24 protein-coding genes are annotated in these 25,039 nt (G+C 62.5%); 7 read left to right on the top strand and 17 right to left on the bottom strand.

Annotated elements, in window-relative coordinates:
* Nucleotides 1-123: 123 nt before the first annotated feature.
* From Q6A48_RS04755 to Q6A48_RS04745, 3 genes are read right to left on the bottom strand one after another with little or no spacing between them, the layout of a single operon-like run.
* The gene (locus Q6A48_RS04755; RefSeq protein ID WP_304552437.1) at nucleotides 124-564 is read right to left on the bottom strand and encodes a Zn-ribbon domain-containing OB-fold protein; all 441 of its coding nucleotides are present in this window, start codon (nucleotides 562-564) and stop codon (nucleotides 124-126) included.
* Between the two features lie 10 nt (nucleotides 565-574).
* Nucleotides 575-1,771 carry a thiolase family protein gene (locus tag Q6A48_RS04750; protein ID WP_304552436.1) on the bottom strand — a complete coding sequence of 399 codons (1,197 nt, stop codon included), beginning with the start codon at nucleotides 1,769-1,771 and terminating at the stop codon, nucleotides 575-577.
* Nucleotides 1,772-1,801: 30 nt separating this feature from the next.
* Nucleotides 1,802-2,884 (bottom strand): hydroxymethylglutaryl-CoA synthase, encoded by a 1,083-nt coding sequence (locus tag Q6A48_RS04745; RefSeq protein WP_304552435.1) that lies wholly within the window; start codon nucleotides 2,882-2,884, stop codon nucleotides 1,802-1,804.
* Nucleotides 2,885-3,302: 418 nt separating this feature from the next.
* On the opposite strand from Q6A48_RS04745, the gene Q6A48_RS04740 reads away from it, so the two are divergent.
* Complete coding sequence (locus tag Q6A48_RS04740) at nucleotides 3,303-3,929, top strand: TetR/AcrR family transcriptional regulator (protein WP_304552434.1); 627 nt, start codon at nucleotides 3,303-3,305, stop codon at nucleotides 3,927-3,929.
* Nucleotides 3,930-3,947: 18 nt separating this feature from the next.
* Here Q6A48_RS04740 and phlG read toward each other — a convergent pair whose 3' ends face one another.
* On the bottom strand, nucleotides 3,948-4,829 hold the full coding sequence (phlG, locus tag Q6A48_RS04735) for a 2,4-diacetylphloroglucinol hydrolase (protein WP_304552432.1): 882 nt from the start codon (nucleotides 4,827-4,829) through the stop codon (nucleotides 3,948-3,950).
* 146 nt (nucleotides 4,830-4,975) lie between these two features.
* On the opposite strand from phlG, the gene Q6A48_RS04730 reads away from it, so the two are divergent.
* Nucleotides 4,976-5,644: a TetR/AcrR family transcriptional regulator gene (locus tag Q6A48_RS04730; RefSeq protein WP_304552430.1), complete on the top strand. Its 669-nt coding sequence runs from the start codon at nucleotides 4,976-4,978 to the stop codon at nucleotides 5,642-5,644.
* 53 nt (nucleotides 5,645-5,697) lie between these two features.
* On the opposite strand, the gene Q6A48_RS04725 is transcribed toward Q6A48_RS04730, so the two are convergent.
* Complete coding sequence (locus tag Q6A48_RS04725; RefSeq protein WP_304552561.1) at nucleotides 5,698-6,567, bottom strand: helix-turn-helix domain-containing protein; 870 nt, start codon at nucleotides 6,565-6,567, stop codon at nucleotides 5,698-5,700.
* 288 nt (nucleotides 6,568-6,855) lie between these two features.
* Here Q6A48_RS04725 and Q6A48_RS04720 point away from each other — a divergent pair, with 288 nt between their 5' ends.
* Entirely contained in the window at nucleotides 6,856-7,620 is a 765-nt protein-coding gene (locus tag Q6A48_RS04720) for an SDR family NAD(P)-dependent oxidoreductase (RefSeq protein WP_304552429.1), read from the top strand.
* Nucleotides 7,621-7,706: 86 nt separating this feature from the next.
* Here the strand turns inward: Q6A48_RS04720 and Q6A48_RS04715 are convergent, their stop codons facing one another.
* Nucleotides 7,707-8,360, bottom strand: a complete 654-nt coding sequence (locus Q6A48_RS04715; RefSeq protein ID WP_304552428.1) for a TetR/AcrR family transcriptional regulator — start codon at nucleotides 8,358-8,360, stop codon at nucleotides 7,707-7,709.
* A gap of 111 nt (nucleotides 8,361-8,471) precedes the next feature.
* Between Q6A48_RS04715 and Q6A48_RS04710 the strand changes: the two genes are divergently transcribed.
* Entirely contained in the window at nucleotides 8,472-9,128 is a 657-nt protein-coding gene (locus tag Q6A48_RS04710; RefSeq protein ID WP_304552427.1) for an O-methyltransferase, read from the top strand.
* Between the two features lie 73 nt (nucleotides 9,129-9,201).
* Here Q6A48_RS04710 and Q6A48_RS04705 read toward each other — a convergent pair whose 3' ends face one another.
* Nucleotides 9,202-10,161: a LysR family transcriptional regulator gene (locus Q6A48_RS04705; protein WP_304552425.1), complete on the bottom strand. Its 960-nt coding sequence runs from the start codon at nucleotides 10,159-10,161 to the stop codon at nucleotides 9,202-9,204.
* Nucleotides 10,162-10,260: 99 nt separating this feature from the next.
* On the opposite strand from Q6A48_RS04705, the gene Q6A48_RS04700 reads away from it, so the two are divergent.
* Nucleotides 10,261-11,001: an SDR family oxidoreductase gene (locus tag Q6A48_RS04700; RefSeq protein WP_304552423.1), complete on the top strand. Its 741-nt coding sequence runs from the start codon at nucleotides 10,261-10,263 to the stop codon at nucleotides 10,999-11,001.
* Nucleotides 11,002-11,077: 76 nt separating this feature from the next.
* On the opposite strand, the gene Q6A48_RS04695 is transcribed toward Q6A48_RS04700, so the two are convergent.
* From Q6A48_RS04695 to Q6A48_RS04655, 10 genes are all read right to left on the bottom strand, one after another.
* Entirely contained in the window at nucleotides 11,078-12,004 is a 927-nt protein-coding gene (locus tag Q6A48_RS04695; protein WP_304552421.1) for a LysR substrate-binding domain-containing protein, read from the bottom strand.
* A gap of 384 nt (nucleotides 12,005-12,388) precedes the next feature.
* On the bottom strand, nucleotides 12,389-14,185 hold the full coding sequence (locus Q6A48_RS04690) for an FAD/NAD(P)-binding protein (RefSeq protein WP_304552419.1): 1,797 nt from the start codon (nucleotides 14,183-14,185) through the stop codon (nucleotides 12,389-12,391).
* A gap of 4 nt (nucleotides 14,186-14,189) precedes the next feature.
* A complete protein-coding gene (sbnB, locus tag Q6A48_RS25970) occupies nucleotides 14,190-15,218 on the bottom strand; it encodes a 2,3-diaminopropionate biosynthesis protein SbnB (protein ID WP_369811661.1) in 1,029 nt (342 codons plus the stop codon).
* Nucleotides 15,211-16,203, bottom strand: a complete 993-nt coding sequence (sbnA, locus tag Q6A48_RS25965; RefSeq protein WP_369811660.1) for a 2,3-diaminopropionate biosynthesis protein SbnA — start codon at nucleotides 16,201-16,203, stop codon at nucleotides 15,211-15,213. The genes sbnB and sbnA overlap by 8 nt, the downstream gene beginning before the upstream one ends.
* Nucleotides 16,204-16,221: 18 nt before the next feature.
* The gene (locus Q6A48_RS04680; protein WP_304552417.1) at nucleotides 16,222-17,481 is read right to left on the bottom strand and encodes a SidA/IucD/PvdA family monooxygenase; all 1,260 of its coding nucleotides are present in this window, start codon (nucleotides 17,479-17,481) and stop codon (nucleotides 16,222-16,224) included.
* Nucleotides 17,482-17,494: 13 nt separating this feature from the next.
* Nucleotides 17,495-18,397 (bottom strand): ABC transporter substrate-binding protein, encoded by a 903-nt coding sequence (locus Q6A48_RS04675; protein WP_304552415.1) that lies wholly within the window; start codon nucleotides 18,395-18,397, stop codon nucleotides 17,495-17,497.
* Between the two features lie 46 nt (nucleotides 18,398-18,443).
* The gene (locus Q6A48_RS04670; protein WP_304552413.1) at nucleotides 18,444-19,463 is read right to left on the bottom strand and encodes an NAD(P)/FAD-dependent oxidoreductase; all 1,020 of its coding nucleotides are present in this window, start codon (nucleotides 19,461-19,463) and stop codon (nucleotides 18,444-18,446) included.
* A 10-nt stretch (nucleotides 19,464-19,473) separates the two neighbouring features.
* Nucleotides 19,474-20,982, bottom strand: coding sequence for a methionine--tRNA ligase (locus tag Q6A48_RS04665; RefSeq protein WP_304552411.1), 1,509 nt, complete (start codon nucleotides 20,980-20,982; stop codon nucleotides 19,474-19,476).
* Nucleotides 20,975-21,364, bottom strand: coding sequence for a cupin domain-containing protein (locus tag Q6A48_RS04660; RefSeq protein ID WP_304552410.1), 390 nt, complete (start codon nucleotides 21,362-21,364; stop codon nucleotides 20,975-20,977). The genes Q6A48_RS04665 and Q6A48_RS04660 overlap by 8 nt, the downstream gene beginning before the upstream one ends.
* A gap of 159 nt (nucleotides 21,365-21,523) precedes the next feature.
* Complete coding sequence (locus tag Q6A48_RS04655) at nucleotides 21,524-22,774, bottom strand: MFS transporter (protein ID WP_304552409.1); 1,251 nt, start codon at nucleotides 22,772-22,774, stop codon at nucleotides 21,524-21,526.
* Between the two features lie 172 nt (nucleotides 22,775-22,946).
* Here Q6A48_RS04655 and Q6A48_RS04650 point away from each other — a divergent pair, with 172 nt between their 5' ends.
* Both Q6A48_RS04650 and cysE read left to right on the top strand, forming a co-directional pair.
* A complete protein-coding gene (locus Q6A48_RS04650; RefSeq protein WP_304552408.1) occupies nucleotides 22,947-24,167 on the top strand; it encodes an amidohydrolase in 1,221 nt (406 codons plus the stop codon).
* Complete coding sequence (cysE, locus tag Q6A48_RS04645) at nucleotides 24,142-24,975, top strand: serine O-acetyltransferase (RefSeq protein ID WP_304552406.1); 834 nt, start codon at nucleotides 24,142-24,144, stop codon at nucleotides 24,973-24,975. Before Q6A48_RS04650 ends, cysE begins: the two co-directional genes overlap by 26 nt.
* The last annotated feature ends 64 nt before the right edge of the window (nucleotides 24,976-25,039 follow it).

The following is a 25,039-nucleotide window of genomic DNA, read 5'->3' as shown; positions in this document are numbered from 1 at the left end:
GGATAACACGTTTAAGGCAATGGCGAAGCAGGACTCTGAAAAGCAGAATCTAAGTAACGGGCTGGTAGGCCGGAATAACGACTTTTGTTATTGATCGCGCGGGCAGGACGGCTCACTCGCCGGTTATTTCACCAGGACGAATTTATAGGCGTATTGCCAAGCCAGGTTGCTTTCCCGGACATGCTTGCGCACCACCATGCGTACCGGGGCGCCGCTGACCACTTGCCGTGGGTCGACCACGTCAACGATCTCCGACGCAATCACCAGGCCGTCGTCCAGGCGCACCATCGCCATGAAGCGCGGTACGGTTTCCCCGTAGCCCATGGCGGCGAGGATCGGGTTTTCAGCGTGGGCACTCACCTGGATGGTGCCGGTGCGCGCACAACGGTACGGTTCCAGCTTCAGCGAGTTGCAGGCACCGCAAACGGTACGCCGGGGAAAGAAGATCTCTTCGCAATCCTGGCAGCGGCTGCCTTCGAGACGGTATTTGCCGCCATGTTCACGCCATTCGCGCAACATGCTGGCGGTGGTCATGCGGTGGATCTGTTCTGGGTAAAGGGACATGGTCGGCTCCTTAATCGTTGGAAAGCACAATGATGCTGTTATGCGCGGCGTAACCGCCCAAGTTTTGCGAGACGCCGATGCGGGCGTTCTTGACTTGGTTCTTGGACTCGCCACGTAGCTGTCGGAACAGTTCGGTGATGTGCAGGATGCCGTCGCAACCGGAAGCGTGACCGCGTCCGATGTTGCCGCCATCGGTGTTCAACGGCAGTTGCCCATCGAGGGCGATGCCGCCTTCCAGGACAAAGTCACCTGCCTGGCCCGGGCCACAGACGCCCATGGACTCCATCTGGATCAGGCCGGCGCCCAACAGGTCGTAGACCTGCGCCACATCGATGTCCTTGGACGTGATGCCGGCTTTCTTGTAGGCGATTTCGGCGCAGGCGATCGAGTTGGCCGACACCGCCATGCCCACGTCTTTCGGCAGCCCCGCGTGTTTCAAGGTCGGGTTGTGATAACGCGTGCCGAAGTAGTGCGACACGCCGGTGTAGGCGCAGCCACGGATGAACACCGGTTGGGTCGTGTAATGGTGCGCCAGGTGCTCGGCCACCAGGATCGCGCAGCCGCTGGCTTCGCCCCAGGCCAGCATCGAGCCGCAGGCCTCGCTGTTCTTGAGGGTCTCCAACGATGGGATCGGCACGCCAAAGCGGGTCGCGCCTGGCGTGTTGTGGGCATAGATGCGCATCTGCCGGCCGAACGTCGCCAGCACATCCGCTTCGCGTCCCGCATAGCCGAATTTTTCAAAGTATTCGGCCGTCGCCAGGGCGAAGGCGTCGGTGTGGGAAATTCCCAGGAAATAGTCGTACTCGCATTCCGTGCTGGAGCCGATGTATTCGGCGTAGTTGAAGTGGTCGGTCATTTTTTCAAAGCCGCCGCACAGGACGATGTCGTATTCGCCCGAGGCCACCATCTGGTGAGCCATCTGGAAGGACACCGAGCTGCTGGTGCAGTTGGCGGTGCTCATGAACGTAGGGGCAGGGCTGATGCCCAGTGCATCGGAGATGGTGGGGCCCAGGCCGCCGTATTCGGAAATGCCTTCGCCATGGTAGCCATAGGCGACCGCCTGGATTTCGCGGGGATGCATCTTGATGGCGTTGAGGGCCTGGTAGGCGGACTCGACGATCATCTCTTTAAAGGTCTGGCGAACTCGGGAGCTGCCAGGCTTGGGGGTATAGGCAGCCGAAACGATAGCAACGCGTCGTGCGCACATGGGAGGTGCTCCTTGCTGGATAGATGGAAATCAGAGATAGGCAGTCAGGGCGTAGTCGGGCCGCAAGTACTTGAACTCGTACTTGATCGACGTCCCGTAATCCACGTAGTACTTATCCTCCAGCAGCGTGCGTAGCGGGACGTTGGTCTTCTGATAGGCCTCGATGGCAGGGGTTACCGTCAGGGCGATCGCGTCGCTGCCCGCGCCAAACCCGTAGGACACCATGAGGATTTTTTCGCCGGGACGCGCTCGGTCCAGTACGTTCACCAGGCCCAGCAACGGGCTCGCAGCGCCGGTATCGCCGACACTCTGGGCATAGATGCCCGGTTCGATCTGCGCTTGGGTGAAGCCCAGGCCTTTGCCGAGGGAGAAGGGCGTCGACACCAGGTTCTGCTGGAAGACGACGTAGTCGAAATCGCTGGCCTGCACCTTCATCTTGGCCATCAATCCTGAAGCGGCGCGATGCGTCTGCTCCTCAAGGCCGATGCTGTTCTTGTCGGAGCCCAATCCCATCCCGGAGCGGATGTAGCGATCACCCTGGGGACGAATGTTGTCCGCGACATCCGCCGCGCAGGAGAAGCTGGCGTCGAATTGCGCGATCACCTTTTCAGTGCCCAGCAACACGGCGGCCGCACCTGCTCCCGCATAGGATTCCGTCAGGTCGCCGGGCGCGGTGTTGCGGTTGATCGTATCGGCGCCAATGGCCAAGGCATTGCCGCTCATGCCTGAAGCCACCAGGGCGTAGGCGATCTGGAGGGCGCTGGTGCCGGATTTCCCGGCGAACTGCACGTCAGCACAGAAGGCGTCATAACCGCAGCCGAGCATTTCCAGGATGACCGAGGCCGACGCGCGGGAGTCATAGGGGTTGGTGCACGTACCGAGGTAAAGGGCATCCAGGGTGGAGGGGGGCGCTTTATCCAGCGCGCGCTGGGCGGCCAATACGCCTAGGGTGATGACATCTTCGTCGGGTTGAAGGACGGCTCGTTCCATGACGCCGAGCTGGTTCGTGACCAGGCTCAGGTCAGTGTTCTTCCATACGTGGATCACATCTTCCACTTTGAGGCGGCACACCGGAATGCCCGCGCCATAGCTCACAATTCCTACTTTATTCACGTGTACTTCCTCCAGATTCCTTTCCCCACCTGCCAACGGCGATGGCCGTGACCGATGCATGAAATATTTAGAAACTATCTAATGGTGCCCGCAAAGTGTCACTGGCAGTCCTATGCCCGTAAATCGGGAGCTTCAGCGGAAAAAAACCAGCATTCCGCAAGTGAGCAATGGGTTTATTATCTCCTACTTATTAGGTATGATACGAAACGTGCCGTATCATTAAGGTTGCGTTAAAATTTCATGAATATCCTTTCTCAATTTCCAAATAAAGCGGCCTATTCCGCTACCGAGGTGCGGGAATAAGCAGAATTCGAGATCAGATAAACCTACAAAACGAAACGATCCGTTTCATTGCTTTTCGAGAGAATCCTATACCCTGCTTCTCTTTTGTCAAGCGCCATATTGGAGATTTTGAATTATGGCCCGTAAACCGTCTCGGAGCTCCATTGGCTCATTGAGGAGCCCACACACGCACAAAGCGATCATCATTTCTGCCATAGAAACGCTCAAGGAGTGCGGTTACTCAGGGTTGAGCATCGAGGCCGTGGCCCGGCGCGCCGGAGCGAGCAAACCGACGATCTATCGATGGTGGGGCAACAAGGCGGCCTTGATAGCCGAAGTCTACGAGAGTGAAAGCGAGCAGATTCGCAAGGAGCCGGATAAGGGTTCCTTCAAGGAAAACCTCAATTTCCTGCTGCTCAATCTCTGGAAGGTCTGGCGGGAAACGATCTGCGGGGAGGCATTCCGGTGCGTCATCGCTGAAGCCCAACTCGATCCCACGACGTTGCCAAAGCTGAAAGATGAATTCATGGAGCGTCGTCGAGAGCTGCCGCGCAAGCTGGTGGAAAACGCTATTCAGCAAGGTGAGCTGCCCAAGGACACGTCGCGTGAATTGCTGCTGGACATGATCTTCGGGTTTTGCTGGTACCGGTTGTTGACTGAGCAGTTGGAGGTGGAGGGGGATATCAACGAGTTCACGACATTGCTGATGAACGGTGTGTTGCGTACGACTTCGGCGGCGGTCCAGGGCACCGCCGAAGCCTGATCGAGGGAGGGAATGTTTCTACGCGGCGCCACTGAACTGTGCATGAAGGCCCGGCAGGATGCTGGCCAGGTGGTTGAACTCACACAAGTCATGCACAGCGAATTCATACGCCAGCGTTTCCAGCTCGGCTTCGCCAAAGCCGTTTTTTTCCAGCAACTGCGCGGCCTGGTCGGCACCTGGAAAACGCTGCATGGCGGGGTGGCTGCCCACCCAGTAGCGGCTGGTCAGGTACAAGCCTTCGGGGCATTCCTTGAACAGGTGGACCATCAGCGAAACAGGCACCTGCGGTTGGTCCGCCAGGCTCATCAGCGCGCTGACGCTGCCATCGATTTTTGATTCGCGGTACAGGTCCGGGCAGAAACCCAGTTCGCACGGGTCCCTGAAATGGATGTGCAGGTGCATGAGGCGATCGCCGACATACTCGGATGCACAGAAGGTGTTGCCATACAGGCTGTCCTCAAAGCTCAAGGTGTCATCGACCAGGCGCTCGTGATGCACGCAGGGATTCTCGACATGGGCATAGGGAAACCACAAGGTGTAGCGCTCGGCTTCCAGCGGGTGCCACATGAACCACCACTTGAGCATCTGCGCCGTGCAGTTGGGGAAGAACTTGCGGCTTTGCACATAGGCCATCGGGCCGGGCAGCACGGCGTAGCCTGCTTCCTCGCTGACAAAGTCCGCCGCCAGCATGCGATTGAGGTCTTCGATGCTGGGGGTCAACGTATCGGCCAGGGGCATCGGGCCTCGCTGGATTTTCTCGACGGCACTGAGCGGTACGCTGATCTGCGAACGGAAAAAGTCGGCGTAGGGCTTCCCCTGAACGGCTTTCTGATTGACCAGGAACTGCTTCTGCATGGGCAATGAGAAGTAGGTGAAAGGTGTCATTACGCGCGCTTCCATGACGGTGATTCCTTGATGGGCGGGAAAGCCTGCGAACATCGGTGCAGAGCCTTCACGCGGGGTTGTAAAGGGGCAGTGACGAGACCAAAATAGGTACGCTGAAATAAAAAGTCAAATTTGAATTAGAACTATCGAGAGATGAGCTCATGGACAACGCTTTTGGCAAGCCTTCCCCCACCCGCGCTTCGCGACTCGATGGGCGGGCGACGCGGCTGCAGATTCTGGAAAAGGCCGGCGAGTTGTTCGCCGAGCAGGGCCTGGCAAACACCACCAGCAAACAGATTTGCGAGCATTCGCGGGCCAACAGCGCCGCCGTGAACTATCACTTCGTCAACAAGGAAGGCCTGTACCGGGCCGTATTGCTCGAGGCCCATGCTCGATTCCTGCAACTGCACACGCTGGTCTCCCTCAGCGAGCAACCGGGCTCGCCAGAAGACAAGCTGCGTGGGCTCATCACCTTGCTCGTCGAACGCATCCACGATCATCCGGACGGCTGGGCGTTGAAAGTGCTGACGCGCGAGCTGCTGTCGCCTTCGCCGGAGTTCGAGGCGGTGCTCAAGGAGCAGTCCTTTCCCAAGGCGCACATACTGCGCAGCCTGCTCGGGCAGATCATGGACCTGCCGGCCGATCACCCCACCACCTTGCGCAGCGCGATCAGCGTCTTCGCTCCCTGCCTGTTCCTGCTGATCGCCTACCAGCCGTTGACCCGGCATGTGCTGCAAGGGCTGAGCATTGAGCCACAGGGGCTGATCGAGCACATGGTCAGCTATGCACTCGGAGGGCTCCGGGCGGTGGCGAGCACAGCACGGGAGTAAGGTTTGTCCCGTCGGGTGCGCGCAGGCCTGTAGAGTGCGCCCCCGGGTTTACGTCACGCCAACCGGTAGGCGCTGGGCGTGAGCCCCACTTCCCGGCGAAACACCTGCGAGAAATGGCTGGGACTGCAGTAGCCCACCTCCATTGCGATGTCGATGATGCTGCGGTCGGTCTCGAGCAGCAGGTGCCGCGCACGGCTCATCCGCAATCGGATGAAATACTGCGATGGCGATAGTCCCGTGGCGCGCTTGAATACCCGGCTGAAGTGGTACTCGCTCAAGTCGGCGATCCTGGCCAGGTTCGCCAGGTTGAAGTCATCGGCCAGGCCAGCGTCCATCGCCGAGAGGACGCGGCGCAACTTGTAGGCCTGCAACCCATTGTGGCGCCGGCGGCTGCCGTGGGGCGCAGGGTAGCGGCGGATCAGGTGCACGGCCAGCGCCTGGGCCAGGCCGTGGACGAAGAGCGGGCTGGGCTGGCGCTCTTCGATCAGCTCGATGCGCAATTGTTCGACGATGAAGCTGACGCGCTCATCCCGGGCACCGGAGATGTCCGCGAACCTTACCGGCCCGCAATGCTCCCCCAGCAGGTCATAGGAAGCCTGGTCGATCAGCGGCAGGCCAAGGTACAGGTGCATCACCTCGAAGGCGTCACAGCCGATGGTTTGCCAGCGCATCTCGTAGGGCTCGCTGGCGTGGGTGAGAAAGAAGTCGCCGGCCTCGACCAAGGTCGCTTGCCAGGCCTCATCGGGGCCGCGCTCCTCGACCCTGGCCTTGCCAGCCAGTACCAGCACCAGCAGCGGCTCCACCACGGCGGGCACCCGTATCGGCTCGGCAATGCTGTGATGACTGAATAACTGCACCACCACATCCTGCAGCGGCGGGAGCGAGGGCAGTACCTGCGGTGTCCCCGGTAGATGGTGCGGCATCGATTCGGCCGGGATGCGGGCAAAATCACGAGGTACCCGGTGATCATGTCCAGGTAAGGGCACGGTGGGCTCCTTCGACAAACGCTTCAGAAACAGACGAGTGTCGGTAGGGTAGCGCAGAAGGCGCGGACCCGGCAGTCCACGCCAGCGCAAAACCCCGACAGCCCGCGCAAGCATGCGAAAGCCCGGGGCGTTCGGTTGCGAGACAGTGAAGCCGTCGATCACAACAGCGCCCCACGGGCGCCAAGCCGGCGAATGCCTCACCGGCTCGCAACGCAGGAGAACATCATGACGAATATCAAGCACGGTCTACCTAACGAAGTCGAAGGCAAAGTCGCGCTGGTCACCGGCGCCGCCAGTGGCATCGGCAAGGCGATCGCACTGCTGCTTCATGCGCGCGGCGCCAAGGTCGTGGCCGAGGATCGCAATCGCGCTGTAGAAGACCTCGCCCGCCCCGGACTGATCCCCCTGGTGGCCGACATCACCGAAGACGGCGCCGCCGAGCGTGCGGTCGGCCTGGCTGTCGAGCAGTTCGGCCAGTTGGACATCCTGGTCAACAACGCCGGCATCATCCTCAACAAGCTCGTCATCGACATGACCCGTGACGACTGGGAGCGTATCCAGGCGGTCAATGCCACCGCAGCTTTCCTGCATTGTCGCGAAGCGGCCAAGGCGATGATGCCCAACCAGTCCGGGGCCATCGTCAACATCGCGTCCTATGCCGCCTATTTTGCCTTCCCAACCATCGCCGCCTACACCGCGTCGAAAGGCGCATTGGCCCAACTGACCCGAACGCTGGCGCTCGAAGTGATCGGGCACGGCATTCGCGTCAACGCCATTGGCGTTGGCGATGTGGTCACCCACATCCTTGACGACGTGGTGGACGACGGCCCGGGCTTCCTGGCCCGGCACGGCCAGGGAGCGCCCATCGGACGGGCCGCGCAACCGGAGGAAATCGCTGAAATCGTCGCTTTTCTAGCCTCGGATCGTGCGAGCTTCATCGTCGGCTCGGTGGTCATGGCCGACGGCGGCATGACGGTCACCGCTGGGTGACCGTCCTAGGGCTGATCAAGGCAAGGCGGCTTCGACCCACTCGATCCAGTGTCGGACGGGAGTGCGACCCGCGCCGTCTCTGGCTGTCACACGCCCATGAGCTGGACGCGCCGTCGGTCGAGCGCAACCACGTAGGCGCTGAACATGTCGGCCATGCCATCGGCGTAGGCGGCGATTTGCGCGTCGGTGCGGGGGCTCATGGAGAAATCCTTGCCCACCGAACTGAGCGTGGCCAGGATCAGGTCGCAGGCTGCCGAGCGGGCGCATTCGCTGGCCTCGGGAAGCAGTTCGAGCATGAACCGGGCGAAGATCCGCTTGCCGGTCGCGCGCACTTCACTGGCTTGCGGCGCGTCGCGATAGAGTGGTGCGGCGTCATTCAGCGCGCCGCGCATCGGCGCCTCTTCGCACTCGGAACGAATGAACGCATGCACCAGGTTGCGCAAGCGATCCAGGGGCGGTTGGTCGAGGTTTTCCAGGATCCGGCAGAGCATCTGTGTGGTCTGCTGCCACTCGTCGCTCTGCAGCCGGAACAGGATGGCGACCTTGTTGGGGAAGTACTGGTACAACGAGCCGATGCTCACGCCGGCCTTTTCCGCGACGCGGGCGGTGGTGAAGCGAGCGGCGCCTTCCTTGGCCAAAACCTGAACAGCGGCCTCCAGGATGGCCCCTACCAGTTCGGTGGAACGTGCTTGCTGCGGCTGCTTGCGTGAGGAAATACGGGCGGTCTGGCGCTGGGTCATGGGCGGCTCGGGCGGCGTGGGGAACGCGAATAGCGAATAAGGCGAATCGCTCGCATCATTTAAATGCGACGAATCACTCGCATCTTAATCCCCTATCGATGGAAAGCAATGATGAGCACCTTGAACACAGAACCCCTGGCAACCCTGATCGAACGCCTCTACACCCAAGCCGGCGAGGCCACCAGCCCGGTGCTGGACACGGTGCCGGGGCAAGAGCGTGAGCGCCTGATGCGCAGCAAGACCGACTACCTCGAACTGTACGGCATGCTCAAGGACTTGTGGCTGCCGGTTTCCCGCGACACCGGCAAGCTGCTGTACATGCTGGCACGCAGTGCCCAGGCCCGGGCCATCGTCGAATTCGGCACCTCGTTCGGCCTGTCCACCTTGCACCTGGCCGCGGCGCTGCGGGACAACGGCGGCGGTGTGTTGATCGGCAGTGAATTCGAACCGTCGAAGGTCGCCGTGGCGCGTCGGCACCTCGCTGAAGGCGGGGTCGACGACCTGGTGCAGATCCGCGAAGGCGACGCGCTCGTCACCCTGGCCAGCGACTTGCCAAAGGCGGTCGACCTGCTCCTGCTCGATGGCGCCAAGGCGCTGTATGGCGACGTGCTGGGCCTGGTGGAAAAACACCTGCGCCCGGGTGCATGGGTGGTGGCGGACAACACCGACTATTGCCCCGACTACCTGGCTTACGTGCGTTCACCGCAGAGTGGCTACCTATCCGTGCCGTTTGCCGATGACATCGAAGTGTCGATGCGCCTGGGGTAACGGCGCTGTAAAGGCAGCGGCTTGATCGGCGGCTGCGCAAGCCGGATTCAAGCGAGCCCGGTGCGCGCACCGATCAATCCCGCCACGCCGCGGCCGCCTCGTTCACCGCTTCATCCCACGCCGGCGTTGCAGGAAACAGTTCCAGCAAAAAGGCGATGAAGGCTTTCACGTTGGGGCTCCCGCGTCGGCTTTCCGGCCACAGGGCGGTGATGGAGAAGCGCTCCGCGGTGAGCGCGGGGAGCACCGGGAACAATTCACCTCGGCGAACATAGGGCGCCGCCACGTAATGTGGCGTGATGCCGATGCCACCGCCTGCCGCCATGATGGCCGCCACCGCGTCGCTGACGTCCACGGTGAAGGCGGCGTCGGGGTTCCATTCCATTGCTTTGTCGCCGGCCTGATACGGCCAGCGCAACGGCTGCCCGGTACTCTGGTAGCGAAAATTCACGCACTCATGTTGGGCCAGTTGCTCCACGGTCGTCGGCATGCCTTTGCGTTGCAGATAGCCAGGCGACGCAAACGCACCGATCCGATGAGGCCCCAGGGGCCGCGACACCAGGCGCGAATCGCTGAGGTTGCCGACGCGAATGGCCACGTCGATGCCTTGCTCGATGATGTCGGCATACGGATCGCCGAGCCGCAGGTCGATGGCCAGGCGGGGGTATTGATCGCGGAAACTGGGCAAGGCCGGCGCCAGGATGTTCACGCCGATGGGCAGCGGGGCCGTGACTTTCAGGACACCCGAAGGCTCGGCGCGGGAGGCGACCGCCGCCTGGTCGATCTCTTCGACCTCGCGCAGGATCCGCAGCGCCCGTTCATAAAGGTCCCGGCCTTCGGGCGTGAGGGTCAGGGAACGCGTCGTGCGGGTGAAGAGCATCAACCCGAAATGCGCTTCAAGCCGCTGCACGCTCTTGCTGACGGCTGAGGGGGATACCGAGAGCTCCCGCGCCGCCGCGGTATAGCTGCCGAGGGAGGCGGCCCGCGCGAATGCGATGAGTCCGGTGAGACGGTCCAGTCCAATTTGTGCCTTCATGGCACTAGTAAAGCGACTTTGGCCCCGATTATCAATCCGCGATCACGGTCTTATGCTCTCTCCATCGAACGCCATCCAGGCGTTCCATTGGAGGATTCCATGAACACTGCCCCTGCATTTGCATCCACTCTTCTCGGCCGCACGGTCGTCATCTTCGGCGGTACATCGGGTATCGGCCTGGCCGCAGCGATCGAGGCCAAGGCCGCCGGCGCCCAAGTCATCGTCATCGGCTCGAACGCAGCCCGTGCCGAGCAGGCAGCGAACGCACATGGGCTGGACGGATGGCGTGCGGCCGACGTGACCCGGCCTGAGGCGGTCGAAGCGGCGCTGGCGGATATCCCGGTGGTGGATCATCTGGTGTTGCTTGCCGGGACGTTCGTCACCGGAACCATCATGAGCGCCGACGTCGGGCATTTGCGCCGGGCGTTCGATGAGCGCATCTGGGCGTCCATCGGCGCTATTCGTGCCCTGGGCGAGCGACTGTCCAAGGCCGGATCGATCACTTTCATCTCGGGTGCACTGGCTGATCGGCCCAATGCCCATGGCACGGCGGTCATTGCAGCGGCATCGGCCGCCATGGAGGCGCTGGCGCGTGGCCTGGCCCTGGAATTGGCGCCGATTCGGGTCAACACCCTGTCGCCTGGCCCGATCGACACACCGATCTTCGACAAGGCCCTGGGTGAAGGTCGTGACGCCTACGTGGCGGCCTTGGAGCAGGCGCTACCGCTGCGTCGCATGGGGTCGGCGGGAGAGGCGGGTGGGGCGGTGGTGTTCTTGATGGGCAACACGTTCATGAACGGTGCCGTGCTCAATGTCGATGGCGGTGCTCGATTGGTCTGACCCCGGGTCCCTGCGTTCGAGAAGCCGTCGTCCTGACAGCTCACCACCACGGAATGATCGACCCGTGCGCGATGCGTCAGTCGCACGCGTAATCGGGTTGTCGGGTTTGTGCCGATGACTCGTTGACTTTCAGGAACAGGCTGACTTCGGCCTTTATCCAGTTGGCGAATATGTTGATCTTCCAATCGTCCGCCTGTTCCAGCGGGCTGATCAGGTAGTAGGCCATCTCGGCATGGGTGGAGGGCGCGAAGACAGGCACCACGTGCCCGGCCTTTATCGCAGGCCGGGCATAGACGTCGCTGACCAAGGCCAACCCCTGGCCCGCGATCGCCGCGTCAATCAGCAATTGCTCGTCGGTGAAACTGCACCCGCGTCGCGAGCGAGTGTCTTCGATGCCATGGGCTTTGAGCCAGAGTTTCCAGTTCGAGCGGCTGGCGTCCTGGAGCAACGGGTAGTTGAGGCAATCGGCGGGCTGTTCGATTCGTCGACCGGTTTTGAGCAAGGCGGGATGGCCGATCGGCAGGGTGTTGGGCGTCCACAGTTTTTCGCTGTGATGGCCCGGATGGACACCCTGGCCGTGACGGATGGCAACGTCGATCCCATCGCGGCGCAAGTCCGCGCAATGGGACGTCGACAGATTGATTTCGATGTCGGGCCAGCGTTGTTGAAAGCGGGTCAACCGCGGGATCAACCAGGCGCTGGCAAATGACAGGGTGGTATTGACCGACAATCGGGCGGAGCGGGTTCGGAACGATTCGAAGTCTTCCCAGACCGCTTCGATATTGTTGAATGACACGGCGAGTTGGTCCATCAAGTTCTTTCCGGCGGTGGTCAGGCTAATCTCCCGGTGAGAACGCTCGAACAGCTTGACGGACATCCGGTCTTCGAGGCTTTTTATTTGTTGACTGATAGCGCCTGGAGTAACGCAGAGTATGTCCGCGGTCTTTTTCATGCTGTGGTGTTTGCATACCTCGACAAATATATGGAGCGATGATAATGGCATTGATCGGCTCATCGTTCAGTCCTTGTTTTAATTTAGCCGGGGCGTATTCCGTGCTGCTAATCAGAAGTACCGTCATGTCGAGGCATGACTTCTCCCTCCACCTTCCAAGAGGGGTGAACGGGGAGATGATGTATGGCTCGAAAAGGAACGTCGTTGAGTTCAGGAAGTATTGAATGAATGGCGCATTGAGAGTCCCTTTTTAATCGCGTGTCGTTGCCCTGTTGTGGTGCGCCGGGTCCCCCGGTAGCGGTGCTTGAATGTCGGCATCAAGGCCTGGTTTGCCAGATCGAGAGTGGCGAAGTTTCCGTACGCTAATCTCAAAGGAAGGCCTGTTGCAAGCGCGCAGAAAACCTCCAGTTAGGCGATGCCGGCAACTGAATATTTTTAGAATATTTCGCTGAAACGGTGGTTGAAATGGCTGACGGCTTTGCTCAGGCTCTTCTCAAGTGCCGCCGATATTCGCGACGGCGTATTGGAGGGCACGTAATGGTTGTAATAACTGGAGCCTTCCAGGACCGGCCCGAATATATAAATTCGCTCACGCAAATGCGCGTGTACGAATTCGGGATGGTGAGCGCAAGAGAAGTCGCCATAAGCCAGGGGAGAATACCGGGTCGGTTGCTCGGTTATAGCACCGAGCAAGGTGTGCAGCTCACGCCGGGTGTCCTGGGCATTGACATTGGCCTTTATCAGGTGCTCGAACATGAACTGCCGGTATTCCGGTTTTTCCAGGGTGATCGTGAATGTCCGTGTATCGGGGTTGTAATGATCGGCGGCTGCATAACCCGGCAACAGGACGACAACCCCGCTTCGAATCAGCGCGATCAATTCCGCGTGTCGTTCTTTTTGCGGCCCGGCCACCAGCCGGTTGATCAGTGGGCAGTACCGCGTGAAGAACGTCTGGTGGGACGCCGCGGTCAGGCCCCGATGATCGATGGCATGGCATAACTGATTGCGCAAGTCGCGCCAGACCTCCAGCGACTTCTTCAGCGGGCTGCGTCGGCAACCCAAGGCACTGGCTCGCACATCGTCCTCGAGCTGGGCGAGGAACCACTGCGGGTAAGTGTCGGCCGTCAGGTGGGCCGGCGGCTCGCAGGCCAGCGCCTCCAAGGGGGCGTAGGGCCCGTATGCCTGGGCCAGGCGATCGAACGTGGCCGCCAGGGTTCCCTGGGCCTGGGCGGTTTGCAATTGCTCCCAGACCTGTTGGTAGCACGCCTGGTAGCGAGACGCGTTGCGCTCATCCTGGCCGGCGCAGGCACAGTAATAGGCAGCGGTCATTTCCTGGTAAAGCAGCGGAAGCAGATCCTTCTCGAAATCGATCCGGCGCCCCGGCGTCTCGTCCCTGATCCGATCGATGGCCGTGTGGGTCATGACCAGCGGCTGGTAGCGAATGACCGCGTCGTCCACTTCTGGCCTGGCGCGGTAGGGCATGCCGGAGTTGCTGTACAGGCTGATGCGCGGTTCCTGGCCGGAGGGCCGGTAGCTCAGGCCGTTGGCGGTTTGCTCGAAGACGCCGCCACGGCCCGTGGTCAGCGCAGCCACCACATCCATCGCGGTCAACCCGACGCCCTGGATCGCCACCGCCGAATCGCTGGCGATGTCTTCCAGGCTGGCGGGGAGCGGATAGGGCGCGATGAAAGGGGTGGCGCGGCGCGTGGCAGGCAGCACCCCGTGTCCGGTGCACAGGAGCAGCGTGTCGTAGGCTCCGTTCACGGGGGGCGAAGCGAGCAGCTTGAAACGTCCGTCCGGCTCTTCTTCAATGGTGCGGATCAGGCGACAGGACGTCTCGAAACGCACGTTGATGGGAATGTGTTCAAGCAATCGGGTGAAGTACCACTGCAGGTACAGGCCCAGGTACCGGCGTGGCAGGAAGGCGAAGCGATCCTGTTCCCCGCTGATGGCCTCCGGATGCAAATGGGCGATCCACTCATAGAGCGAGGGGCGGAAGGAGTGCCGGGGGAACAGGGTGAAATCGTCGTCCTCGAACAGCGAAAGCTGGCCGGCCACGGTGTTGAGGCGCAGGTAGTCCGCCTGGTCGCAGCGGTGCACCCCCTGGCCCGGCGCCTGGGCGTCGAAGGCGTGGACGATCACGGACATGTTGGGGTGACGCTTGGCCATGGAGAAGGTCTTGGCCAGGGCCAGCAGGCCGGTGGCGCCCAGGCCGATGATTGCGATGCGCATGGTTTCAACTCCAGCGGAGAGTGGATTCAAAAAAATCGGTCACCGCTACGCTTTGCCGTTGCGTGCGTGCGATGTCGAAGATTTTCTTGCCCAGTGCCACGTCGAGCACGCCCAGGCCGAACGGGGAAAAGATCATCGGCCGGGAAGGGTCGGGGTTGCGCTCGCCGAGCAACAGCTGCGCGAGGGTGCAATCGATGAACTCACGGTGGCCGACCTGTTGTTCCGTCAGGTGCAGGGAGGTGTTGGCCTTGAGGCAATGCTCGATGTCATCGGTCACGTTGAACGCTCCGAGGACCTGGCTGGGGGCCAGGTCGCGCAGGGAGATATTGAGCAGCACGGTCCCGGCCTTGAAGGCATATCGCTCGTCGATATAGGGCTGCGCGGCATTGGTGGCGAGCACCACCACGTCGTTCTCCAGGGCCTGCTCCAGCGTGTCGACCACGCGGCAGGTGAACCCCTGGGCCAGGGCATGAGCCTTGAATGCCTGGGCGGAATCGGCGTCGGTGTCGTGGATCAGGACCTCACCGATGCTCCACCGCGAGACCCGGAACTGGTCCAGGACGGTCCGTGAAATGACCCCGGCACCGACGAACGACAACCGCGGGATCTCGGTGCGTTGTCCCAACAGGCAATGGGTGGCCAGGACGGCCGAGGCGGCCGTGCGCACGGCGCTGATGATCGACGCTTCGAGCAATGCGATGGGGTACCCCGTGGCGAGGTCATTGAGAATCAGCGTCGCCGACGCCCGCTGCAGATTGTGCCGGGTATTGCCAGGGAAGCTGGCGATCCACTTGATCCCGGCGACCTTGTCCGCACCGTCCACACAGGCGGCGGGCAGGGCGATGATGCGGTCCGCGGGGCGGTCCTTGAAGCGCAGGAAATAGCTGTCCGGGTTCTCGGTCGCGCCGCGATGGTGCTGCAGGTAGGTGTCCCGCACGGTGTCCTGGGCAAGGGCGGGAAACCGCGTGAGGACATCGCGAACGGTGTTTCCCTTCACGATATGCAGGTCGCGGTCGTGGGTGGCGTCAGGCATGGGCGTATTCCTTTTCGCTGGCAAGGATGTCGGGACGGATGCGGTTGAAGTCGTAGTCCGGGAAGCGGGCGCGGACCCAGTCGTCGTTGTAGATGGTGTCCAGGTAGCGCTCGCCGGCATCGGGGGAGATGGCGACCACGGTGGCGTCGGGGTGGATGCGGTCTTTCCAGGCCATGACGCCGGCCAGGACAGTACCGGTGGAACCGCCGAACAACAGGCCGTTTTCCCTGGCCATGTAGCGACACATCTGGATCGTGTCGACCTCCTTGATGCTCTCCATGGCGTGCAGGTCGTCGGCGCGGAACAGGGGCGGCATCTGGCTGGACCCCAGGCCCGGGATGTGGCGTTTCCCCGCCGGCCCGCCAAAGGTCACGGAGCCCAGGCTGTCCACCGCGATGATCTTGGTGTAGGGGCTGTACTTCTTGAAGAAGTCGATGCAGCCCATCAGCGTCCCCGTGGTGCCGGCGCCGACGAACAGGTAGTTGACCCGGGTGAAACTATTGAAGATCGAGCTGGCGGTGGTGCGGGCGTGGGTCTGCGGGTTCGCCGGGTTCGAGTACTGGTTGAGCCAGAGGCAATCGGGGTCGGCGGCGATCTTCTGGCGGACATAGGCGATGCGGGTCCCCAGGTAGCCACCGTTGGAATCCTTGGTGTCCACTTGGACGATGCGCGTGCCGAGGGCCATCATCAGCTTCAGGTTGGACTGGGAGATATTCGGGTCGCAGACACAGGTGAAGCGGTACTTGCGCTCGGCGCAGATCATGCTCAAGGCGACGCCCAGGTTGCCGGACGACGACTCGATCAACGTGGTGTTGCGGTTGATCAGCCCTTGCTGTTCCAGGCTCAGGACCAGCCCGAGGGCGGTCTTCATCTTGATCGAGCCGGCGGCGTTGAAATAATCGAGCTTCAAGGCGCAACGGATACCCAGGCCCTTGATGGTCAGGAATACGTTGTCAAACACGATATCGGAGGAAGCGTTATACATGTCGACACCTTTGGGCGTTCAGAACAGGGAGTGGGTCAGGATGCCGGCGCGCATGGCCAGCAGGGAAAACGACTGCCCCTCGCCGATGCCGTGGGAGCGTTCGGACAGGCCGTTGACGAAAATCGAGGGCAGGAACGACGGGCTGGTCGTCAGCTTGTAGTTCTGCTCCACCCGTACGCCGTTATCGCTGCCCAGGCTCAGCCAGGGTTGCAGCTGGGAGAGGAGCGAGGGGATGTAGTCCTGCTGGTAGCCCGTCCCCAGGATGACGAAGTCGGCGTCCAGGCTGTCGCGTTCCTGGGTATAGGGATCGCACAGTTGCAGGGTGACCCCGGTCTCGGTGTGCGCGGCGGATTCGACCTGGGTGAAGATCTTCAAGGCCAGCCGTGGCTTGTTGCTGACCAGGCCTTCATAGAACAGCGAATACAGCGCCTGGCTTTCGTCGACATCGATACCGGAGTAATTGGTGGATTTAACCTCCTCCAGGATCATGGCTTTTTCGGCCTGGCCCAACCTGTGGAAGTAGGCCACTCGCTCCGGATGGAACGCCTGGTTCGGGAACTGCCCCAACTGGGCGATCTTGAAGCCGCTGCTGCGGTGGATCGAGGTGACCCGGGCGTTGGGGAAACGGTTCAACAGATCGACGATGGATTCTCCCGCGCTCTGCCCGGAACCAATGACGGCGAAGGACCAGGCGCCCTGGCGATCGAGATGCGCCAGGCTGCTGAGGTAGCGTGAGGTGTGGATGACCCGGGGGCTGTCCAGTGGGGCGAACTGCGGGGGAATGTTCGGGGTGCTGCCACTGGACAGCACCAGGTTGCGCGTCAGGTACTGCCCCTTGGAAGTCATCACCCGCAGCAGCTTGATCTCGCCCTCTTCCAGCACCGGGCGGATCTCCCGGACTTCCTCGCCGTAACGCACGTGCGAGGCGAACGCCTTGCCGACCCAGGCGACGTAGTCGGACCATTCGTTGCGACTGGCGGGACGCCCCAGCAGGCCGAACTGATAAAGGCGGCCGTGCTCCTTCAGGTACATGGCGAAGGAGTGCCGGCTTTGTGGATTGCGCGGCGTCACCAGGTCACGCAACAGGTGGTGGTTGATATCGGTGCCGTCCAGCAGGAATTCCGGGTGCCAGGCGCAATCGGAATGTTTTTCCAGGAACAGGCACTGGCCCGTTTCCAGTGGCCGATGGGGGGCTTCTTCGAGCGCGCACGCCAGGGCGATGCCGGCGGGGCCGAAGCCGATGTTGATCATTTCGTGATAGTCGGGAGTTCCCTGCATGAGGCACCTGTGATCAAGCGGAAGTGAATGGGATGAAACGTCGGTTGCGTACTGTCCAGAGGGCGGCTCGGGTAAAGCGGTTCTCGCCGTCACGGAATTGCACATCGCCCATGACAGTGTCGAAGGTGGTGGTTTGCAGTGCGTCGAGCAGCGACTCGCAGTGGCTCAGGGCGCGGGCGATCTGCAAGGCCGCCAGGCTTTCCTGGTAATAGGTTTCGCCAGCGGCCAACCCCGGCCCGGCGGTGGCCAGGCCCACGATGCCCAGGGTGTCCCGGGGCGCGGTCTGTTCGATGAACCAGCTGGAAAGCGCGTCGTCGGTGAGGTAGAGGGGCCGGTCGCGCAGCCGCTCCGGCAGCTCGTTGACGTAGCGGATGCTGTTGTTCAGGCGCCCGCAATAGACCAGCGCTGCGGCGTGGTCGAGGGACGAGGTGATACGCAGGCGGCTGGGCTCCAGAAGGGCTGCCAGGCTGCGGGCCAGGGACTCGCCGTGCTCGGTGGAATCGTGGGTGAGCAGCACGCTGTCGATCGAGGCATGGGTGAGCAGTTGCCTGGCCAGCAGTGTCATCAGGTCGTTGTCCGACGGGCACAGGCGAAAGGCATGGGTCACTTCGTTGACCAGGTCCTGCTTGGTCGCTGCCGGGAGCAGCACCGGGATGCCCGAGGATGCATAGAGGGGCAGGGCCGCGCTGGCGGCGTCCGAAGAAAAATGCCCGACCACCACGTCGGCGCCCCGGGCAATCAATCGCCGCGCAGCGCCCCGGCCACCTTCCGGGCTGGCGTCGTCATCCTCGAAAATGAACGTCAACCCGCGGGTGTCGTGGCTGTTGATGAAATGGTTGATGGCCGCCAGGAAGGTGCGTGCATGCACGGTCCTGTCGCTCTCGAAAATGGCCGATAGACCGATGCAAAAGGGCATGGCTGTCCCTCCCTGGACGTGGATTCAAGGTGTGCGACGGGGGTGGCTATCGTGATCGGGCGATCTGCTCGTAGAGGCGCGAGGCGATCGGGTAGGCGTACTTGTAGCCCACCCCATTGAGGCCGGTCGCCAGCCAGATGCGCGACCCCGGGTACTGCGGCCCCAACCGCGGCAGGCCGTCCGGGGTGTACAGGTCGGTCGCCAGGTCCGTCGACAGCAACGAGTACTCCTCGGTGTCGCCCAGCAGGCCCTGCAGGCGCTGTCGGCAGTCTTCGACCATCAGGCGCAAGTGCCTGCGGTCGCCCTCTATCTCCTCAAGGCTGGGCCGGATGGCCGTGGTGCTTTGCAGCAGCGTGTCGGACAAGGGCAGGGCGTAGGTTCCGGCGACAAAGTCGATACAGGGCAGCGTGGGGGTCGACGGCCCCCGGAACTTGAAATAGGGGATGGTGCGCACCTGGCTGCCGTCGATGAGGCTGAGGGTCGGGCTGCCGGCGCCGGCCGCGTTGATCACGTGGCGTGCCCGATAGCGGGTGTCGAGGCTGTGGATCTCGACGTGGGTGTTGCGCTCCATCAGGCGCTGGACATCGCAGCGCTCGATCAGGCAACCGTGCTGGCGCAACGCCGTGCGCAACCCGTTCATGGTCGAGTGCACATCGCTGACCGCGGCGCTGGCCTCGTGGTAATACGCCCCGTTGTCGGCGACAGGGCGCCCCACGAGTTCCCGTGCCTCGCCGGTCGAGATCCGCCGCAACGGCACCTTGCCGTTGGGCGGCGGGCTGTCGGTGGGCAAGCGATAAAGCGCGCCGGTGACCGTCTCGTGACGGCGCAGGATCGCCTCCACGTCGGTTTCCCCGGGCCTGAGCCCGACGATCTCCGCCAGCCGTGCCAGGGCCGGGTTGGGTTCGAATGCGCGGCAGATCCCCCCGGTGTGGGCGGTGGCACCGGCATAACCGCAGCGGGTCCGTTCCACCAGCAAGGTTTCGATGCCGCGTTCCGACAACAGCGCGGCGATGGTCAACCCGATGATGCCGCCACCGATGACGGCCACTTCGAAGTCGCTGTTCATGGCGGGCGTCCTAGATGGAGTAATCGAGGAAGTTGGCGTTTATCAGGTTGTCCAGGACCAACGGCTCGTTGATCGAACAGCGCTTCTGGATCTGCCGGGACAAGGTCGGCGTGATCGGCGCGCAGATGCACGACGCCAGCGCCACCAGGTAGTACAGGGGTTGCTCCGCCTGCAGGCGATCGAAGGCCAATTCGTAGAGCTCGACCGCCAGCGAGGCCAGGTTGCGGCTGGAGAAACTGTCGGCACTGGTCACTGCGGACCAGCGGTTGTACACCTCGCACAACAGCTTGTGTTCGTTGCGTTGCATGCCATCGAGCCAGAACTTCGGCGACTCTTGCGTCGCCGCCACGGTGAGGCTTTCGAGTTTCTGTTGGTAGAAGGTCTGGTGCCATTCCACGAACTGCGTTTCGACGAAGTCGCTCTCCTGTTCTTCGGGCGCCAGCAAGGCCATGTACAGCCTGACCGAGTCGGTGTCGTAGTCGCTGACCAGGTCGCGGATCCAGATGGCGTGGTTGCGGCTGGTGGAGAGGTTCAGGCCGTTGAGCTTGAGGAACATGTTGGTGTAGAGGCGCTGTTTCTTCTTCGCGTACTGGCTGCCGGCCAACAGGATCGGGTAGGCGATACCGTGGCTGTAGAGGCAGTCGTACCCGAGGAAACCCACCAGCGTCGTGTCGTCGCTGCGCCAGAAACGGTCGAACAGTTCCGGGGCCTGCTGGTTGACCGTGAAGTGCTCCCGCGTCGCCGCGATGTACCCGGCCATGCCCATGAACCAGGTGTGCACCTTGCCCAGGCTCGGCTGGCCGATATCCAGGCCGGCATCGCCATGGCGGGTGATTTGCCAGTCCTGGGGCGTGGGGGCCAGTTCACGTTCCACGAAGGCCCGGGAATTGAGGCGCACGGCACTTTCGCCCAGCCAGGTCCGCAGCTTGTGCACGTTCTTGCCGATGTTCAGGTAGGCATGGTCTTTTTCCACCCACTCATGCTCGCCGCCGCAGAGCTTGCAGCGGAAGTTCTTCATGTACAGGTAGTTCGGCGCGCAAGCACATTCCTCGCACTGGCTGGCGTCGGAGTCCTGGCCGCAGCTGCTGCACTGGCCGCGACCGAACGCTTCGTAGCCCCACACGTTGCAGGCCCGGCAGAAGGGCGCCAGCACCGTCTTCTGGTAGATGTTGCGATCGTTGACGCCCTGGTGATAAAGCTCCAGCACCGCGTCGCGAAAGCAGCCGTTGTCCAGGGACGTCATCCAGTGATCGACTTCGATGCCCGCCATCTTCAGGCTGATATTGATCTTGCGGGTGTTCTCCTCGCCGATCTGCGCCGGCTCGCGCCCTTGCTCGCGTCCGCGGCGCAGCATGTAGGACTGGTAGTCGTCGGAGTAGGACACCAGCACGCAGTCATGGCCTTTTTGCCGTTGGGTTCGGGTGAAGATATCGGCGCTGAGGAACGGGCCGGCCAAGTGGCCGATGTGCAGGTCGCCGTTGGGGGTTGGCGGCGTGATCGTGACGATGAATTTAGACATTCCCGGTCTCCAGGTGAGCGATATCGGCCTTCATGTAGTCATTGGCGATGAACTTGTCCCACCAGATCACGTAGAAGTGAAAGTCTTCGTCGCTGTCATTGATGACGTAGTGATTGGTGTGCTTGGGAATGGCGGCGATATCACCGGTTTCGAACAGGTAATGCGTATCGCCGATGACCAGCCGGCCCTTGCCCTTGAGGGCGATGAAGATTTCCTGGTCGATCTGCACGTGGGGTTCGCTGCGGGTGTGCGGCCTGACCACGCACCATCCGGCGGCAAACGGCATGGGATAGCCGTCCCACGGCAACAGCCGTTTTCCGTCCAGGTCATATTCATGCACCAAGGCGGACCAATCCATTTTCCTGAAGATTTCAAAATCCATCGGCTTACCCTGCGAGTGGAGAAGTCACTCGATGGTGTTTGCCGGGGGAATAATTGACAACGCAGATTTATTCAACGCTGGGTTAAGGAGGGCTAAATCCAAGCGGCGCTGGCCAGGCAATGCGCTGCCTGGCCAGGGGGACGAATGGCGGGGGAAGGGTCAGAACGCGGTTTTCTCGAAGGGGCGGGCGGATACCCCCTGGTAGAACGACAGGATGGCGAGCGCCTGAACGACGACGGCAGCGATCACGACCGCGACGATGGCCTGGCCGGGTGGGGTGAAAGCGCTGCGCACCAGGCCGAAAAAGGCCGGGGCGAAGGCGTAGGTGGCTTGGCTGATGGCGACCATCAGCGCGATGACCCTGGCGGTTTGTTCGCGGCTGAACTCGGTCTGTGCGATCAGCGGCGGCAGGGACGTGGCGTTGCCGATGCCCGAGCCGATCAGCACCACCGCCACCCAGGCCACGCTCGGGTGCAGGTCGAGGCCGAGGAGCATCAAGGTGCCGAGCATCTGGATGGCATAGCCGAGGCAGGCCAGCAGCCTGCGGTTCATGCCCTGGGTCATCAGGCGCGCGGCGATGTAGCGCCCGCCCATGGCACTGGCGGTGGCCAGGCCCATGGCCCACGAGGCCTCATGAGCGCTCATGCGCTCCACCAGGATCGAGTACAGGTGCGCGATCAGGCCGATCTGGGCGAACAGCCCCAGGGACATGCCGGCGGCCAGGGTCCGGAAATTCGCCGCCTTGAGGGTCTGCACGGCGGTCCAGGGCGTGGCGCTGGCGCCGGTCGCCACGGGTTCCGGCTGGTCGGCATTGTCGGGATGCTGGCCGAGGCTTTGCGGGCTCTTGTTGAAGACCCGCAGGGCGAAGACAGCGATGAGCGACACAGCCGCGACGGTGGTCACCAATGCCGCGATGGCGAAGCCGAAGCGTTCGATCAGCAAGACCCACAGCGGCGAAAAGATCACGCCTCCCATGCTGGCGCCGTTGTAGGCCTTGCCCAGGGCCTTGGGCCGGTCCTTGACGTACCACGGCGCGATCAGGGTGTTGACCGCCGCGGCGCCCAGGGTCACCCAGCCGATTCCCGAGCATACGGCACCTGCGTACAGCACCCAGGGCTGGTTGGCCTGGGCCCAGATATTCACGCCGATGCCCAGGACGAGGCTGCCCAGCAGGGTGATGGCGGGAATGCCGAAGCGAGCGTAAAGCCTGGGCAGGTTGGCGATCACGATCGTGCCGCTGAGAAAGTGCAGGGTGACCGCCGTCGACACCAGGGCGATGGGCCAGCCCGTGCGCTCGATGACTGCTTGCATGTAGATCGGTGGCCCATAGAAACCGATCCCCCATCCGATGATTGCCAGGATGAACGTGCAGGTCAGTACGGTTTTTCCAAAAAAACGGGTGTGTGTCATCGCCATCTCCTCCATGTGGGCGCAAAGATTATGCTTGCAGCGGCGGGTTCACTTCGAGGCGCGTCGAAGCATGGATGTCGTCCTGGCTTTAGTTTTTTTAACGCCTGGGTTTAACGCAAATCGGTTTTCATCAAGGGGACGGCAGTCATCATAGGTCATGGAGGGCGACATCATGATGCTGACCGAAAGCCAACAGCAGGACCTTGAACACAGGCTGATCGAGCTGAGGCGGAGCCTGCACCGCATTCCCGAGCTGGCCTACCAGGAGCTGCGCACCAGCGACCTGGTCTGCCAGCGCCTGGAGGCGCTGGGCATCCCGTTCATCTGCGGGCTGGCCAAGACCGGCGTCGTGGGCGTTATCACCAAGGGCAGCGGCGGCCCCTGCATCGCCCTGCGCGCGGACATGGATGCCTTGCCCATCACCGAACACAATCGCTTCGAGCATGTGTCGCGGCACGCCGGCTGCATGCATGCCTGCGGCCACGATGGGCACATGGCGATGCTGCTGGGCGGTGCCGAATTGATCAGCCGCCAGTTGGATTTCAATGGCACGGTGTGCCTGGTATTCCAGCCGGCCGAGGAAGGCCATGCCGGCGCCAGGGCCATGCTCGACGATGGGCTGCTCGAACGTTTCCCGATCCAGGCCATTGCCGGCCTGCACAATTGGCCCTCATTGCCCGCCCACAGTTTCGCCACCCGCCCCGGTGCGTTGATGGCATCGAGCAACAAGTTCGAGATCCACCTGGAGGGTCGTGGCGGCCACGCGGCACAGCCGCATATCGCGACGAACCCGATCACCGCTGCCGCCCAGCTGTGCCTCGGCTTGCAGGCGCTGGTGGCCAGCGAGGTCAATGCCTGCGAGGGCGCGGTATTGACGGTGACCGAGTTGCAGGCGGGCAACGGCTTCAATGTCATCCCCGATCGCGTAGCCATCCGCGGCACGGTGCGAGCCTTCGACAGCTTGGCCGTGGAGCGCCTGGCCGGGGCGATCGAGCGGCTGAGCGAGGGCATTGGCCGGGCTTTCGGGTGCCAGGCGACTGTGGATTTTCGGCGCAGCTACCCGGCGTTGATCAACCATTCGTTCATGGTCGGACTGGCCCTGGAGGCGGCCCGGCAGGTGTTCGCGCCGCAGCAGGTCAGCGCCCTGGCCGAGCCCACCATGGCCGCCGAGGATTTCGCGTTCTACAGCGAACGCATACCCAGTGTCTTTGCCTTCATCGGCTCGGCCAGGCATCCGGACGAGCCGCCCTTGCATTCGGCCCACTACGATTTCAACGACGCGATCCTGTATTCGGGGGCGGCCTGGTTCGCGTCCTTCGCGGCGACCTGTTTCGCCGCCCTGAGTGCAACCAACGACCTGGGAGGTCATGCCAATGTTTCTGGTCAACGATGAAGGGTTCCAGGGCCATCCGGGAGAAAACACCCGTGCTGCCGCGTTGATGTGGGAGGCCCTTCGCGTACAGGCGATGACAGTCGTGCTGCAGCGTCCAGGGCTTGGCTGCCTGGTTGGCGAGCCGGTGCTGGAGTGCTCGGGCCTGGGCCCGGGCATGGCCACGCGCATCGCGCACCTGTTGGTGCCGCACGATGCCCGGGAGCGCGGGTCGATGCTCGCGATGCTCCTTGAGCTCAGCACCCAGCGGGACCTGGAGGACTGCATGGCGGCCGATCTCGAGGCCGTGGTCCAGCGCGACCCGGCGTTTCAGAACGAGCTCGAAGTCTTTCTGTTCGCCAAGGGCTACGCGGCGTTGCAGGCCTACCGTTTTGCGCACCTGTTGCTGCGACAGGGCCGCCGGATGGAAGCCTTGTACCTGCAAGCGCGCTGCAACGTGGTGCTGGGGATCGACATCAACCCGGCCTGCCGGATTGGCCGTGGGGTGCTGCTGGACCACGGTACCGGCATCGTCATTGGCGAAACCGCGGTCGTGGAGGACCACGTGTCCATCCTGCAGGGCGTCACCCTGGGGGGCACCGGCAAGGACAGCGGCGATCGTCACCCCAAGGTCAGGACCGGCGTGATGATCGGGGCCGGCGCGAAGATCCTCGGCAATATCGAGATAGGCGCCGGCTCCAAGGTGGGCGCCAACAGCGTAGTGGTCAAGGCGGTGCCGCCCAGGACCACGGTGGTGGGCGTGCCAGCCGCCGGGGTCGGGCAGCCCCGGCATGAGCGGCCGGCCCAGGAGATGGATCAGTCAGTGAGCTAATGGCTTGTACGCAGACAAAAAAAGGCGAGAAGGAGGGCTTCTCGCCGAGGGGACTTGACCTGGA

Origin of the sequence: Pseudomonas citrullilanati, assembly GCF_030580855.1 — a bacterium.
Taxonomy (GTDB): domain Bacteria; phylum Pseudomonadota; class Gammaproteobacteria; order Pseudomonadales; family Pseudomonadaceae; genus Aquipseudomonas; species Aquipseudomonas citrulli.
This window is presented reverse-complemented; position numbering and strand designations above follow the sequence as displayed.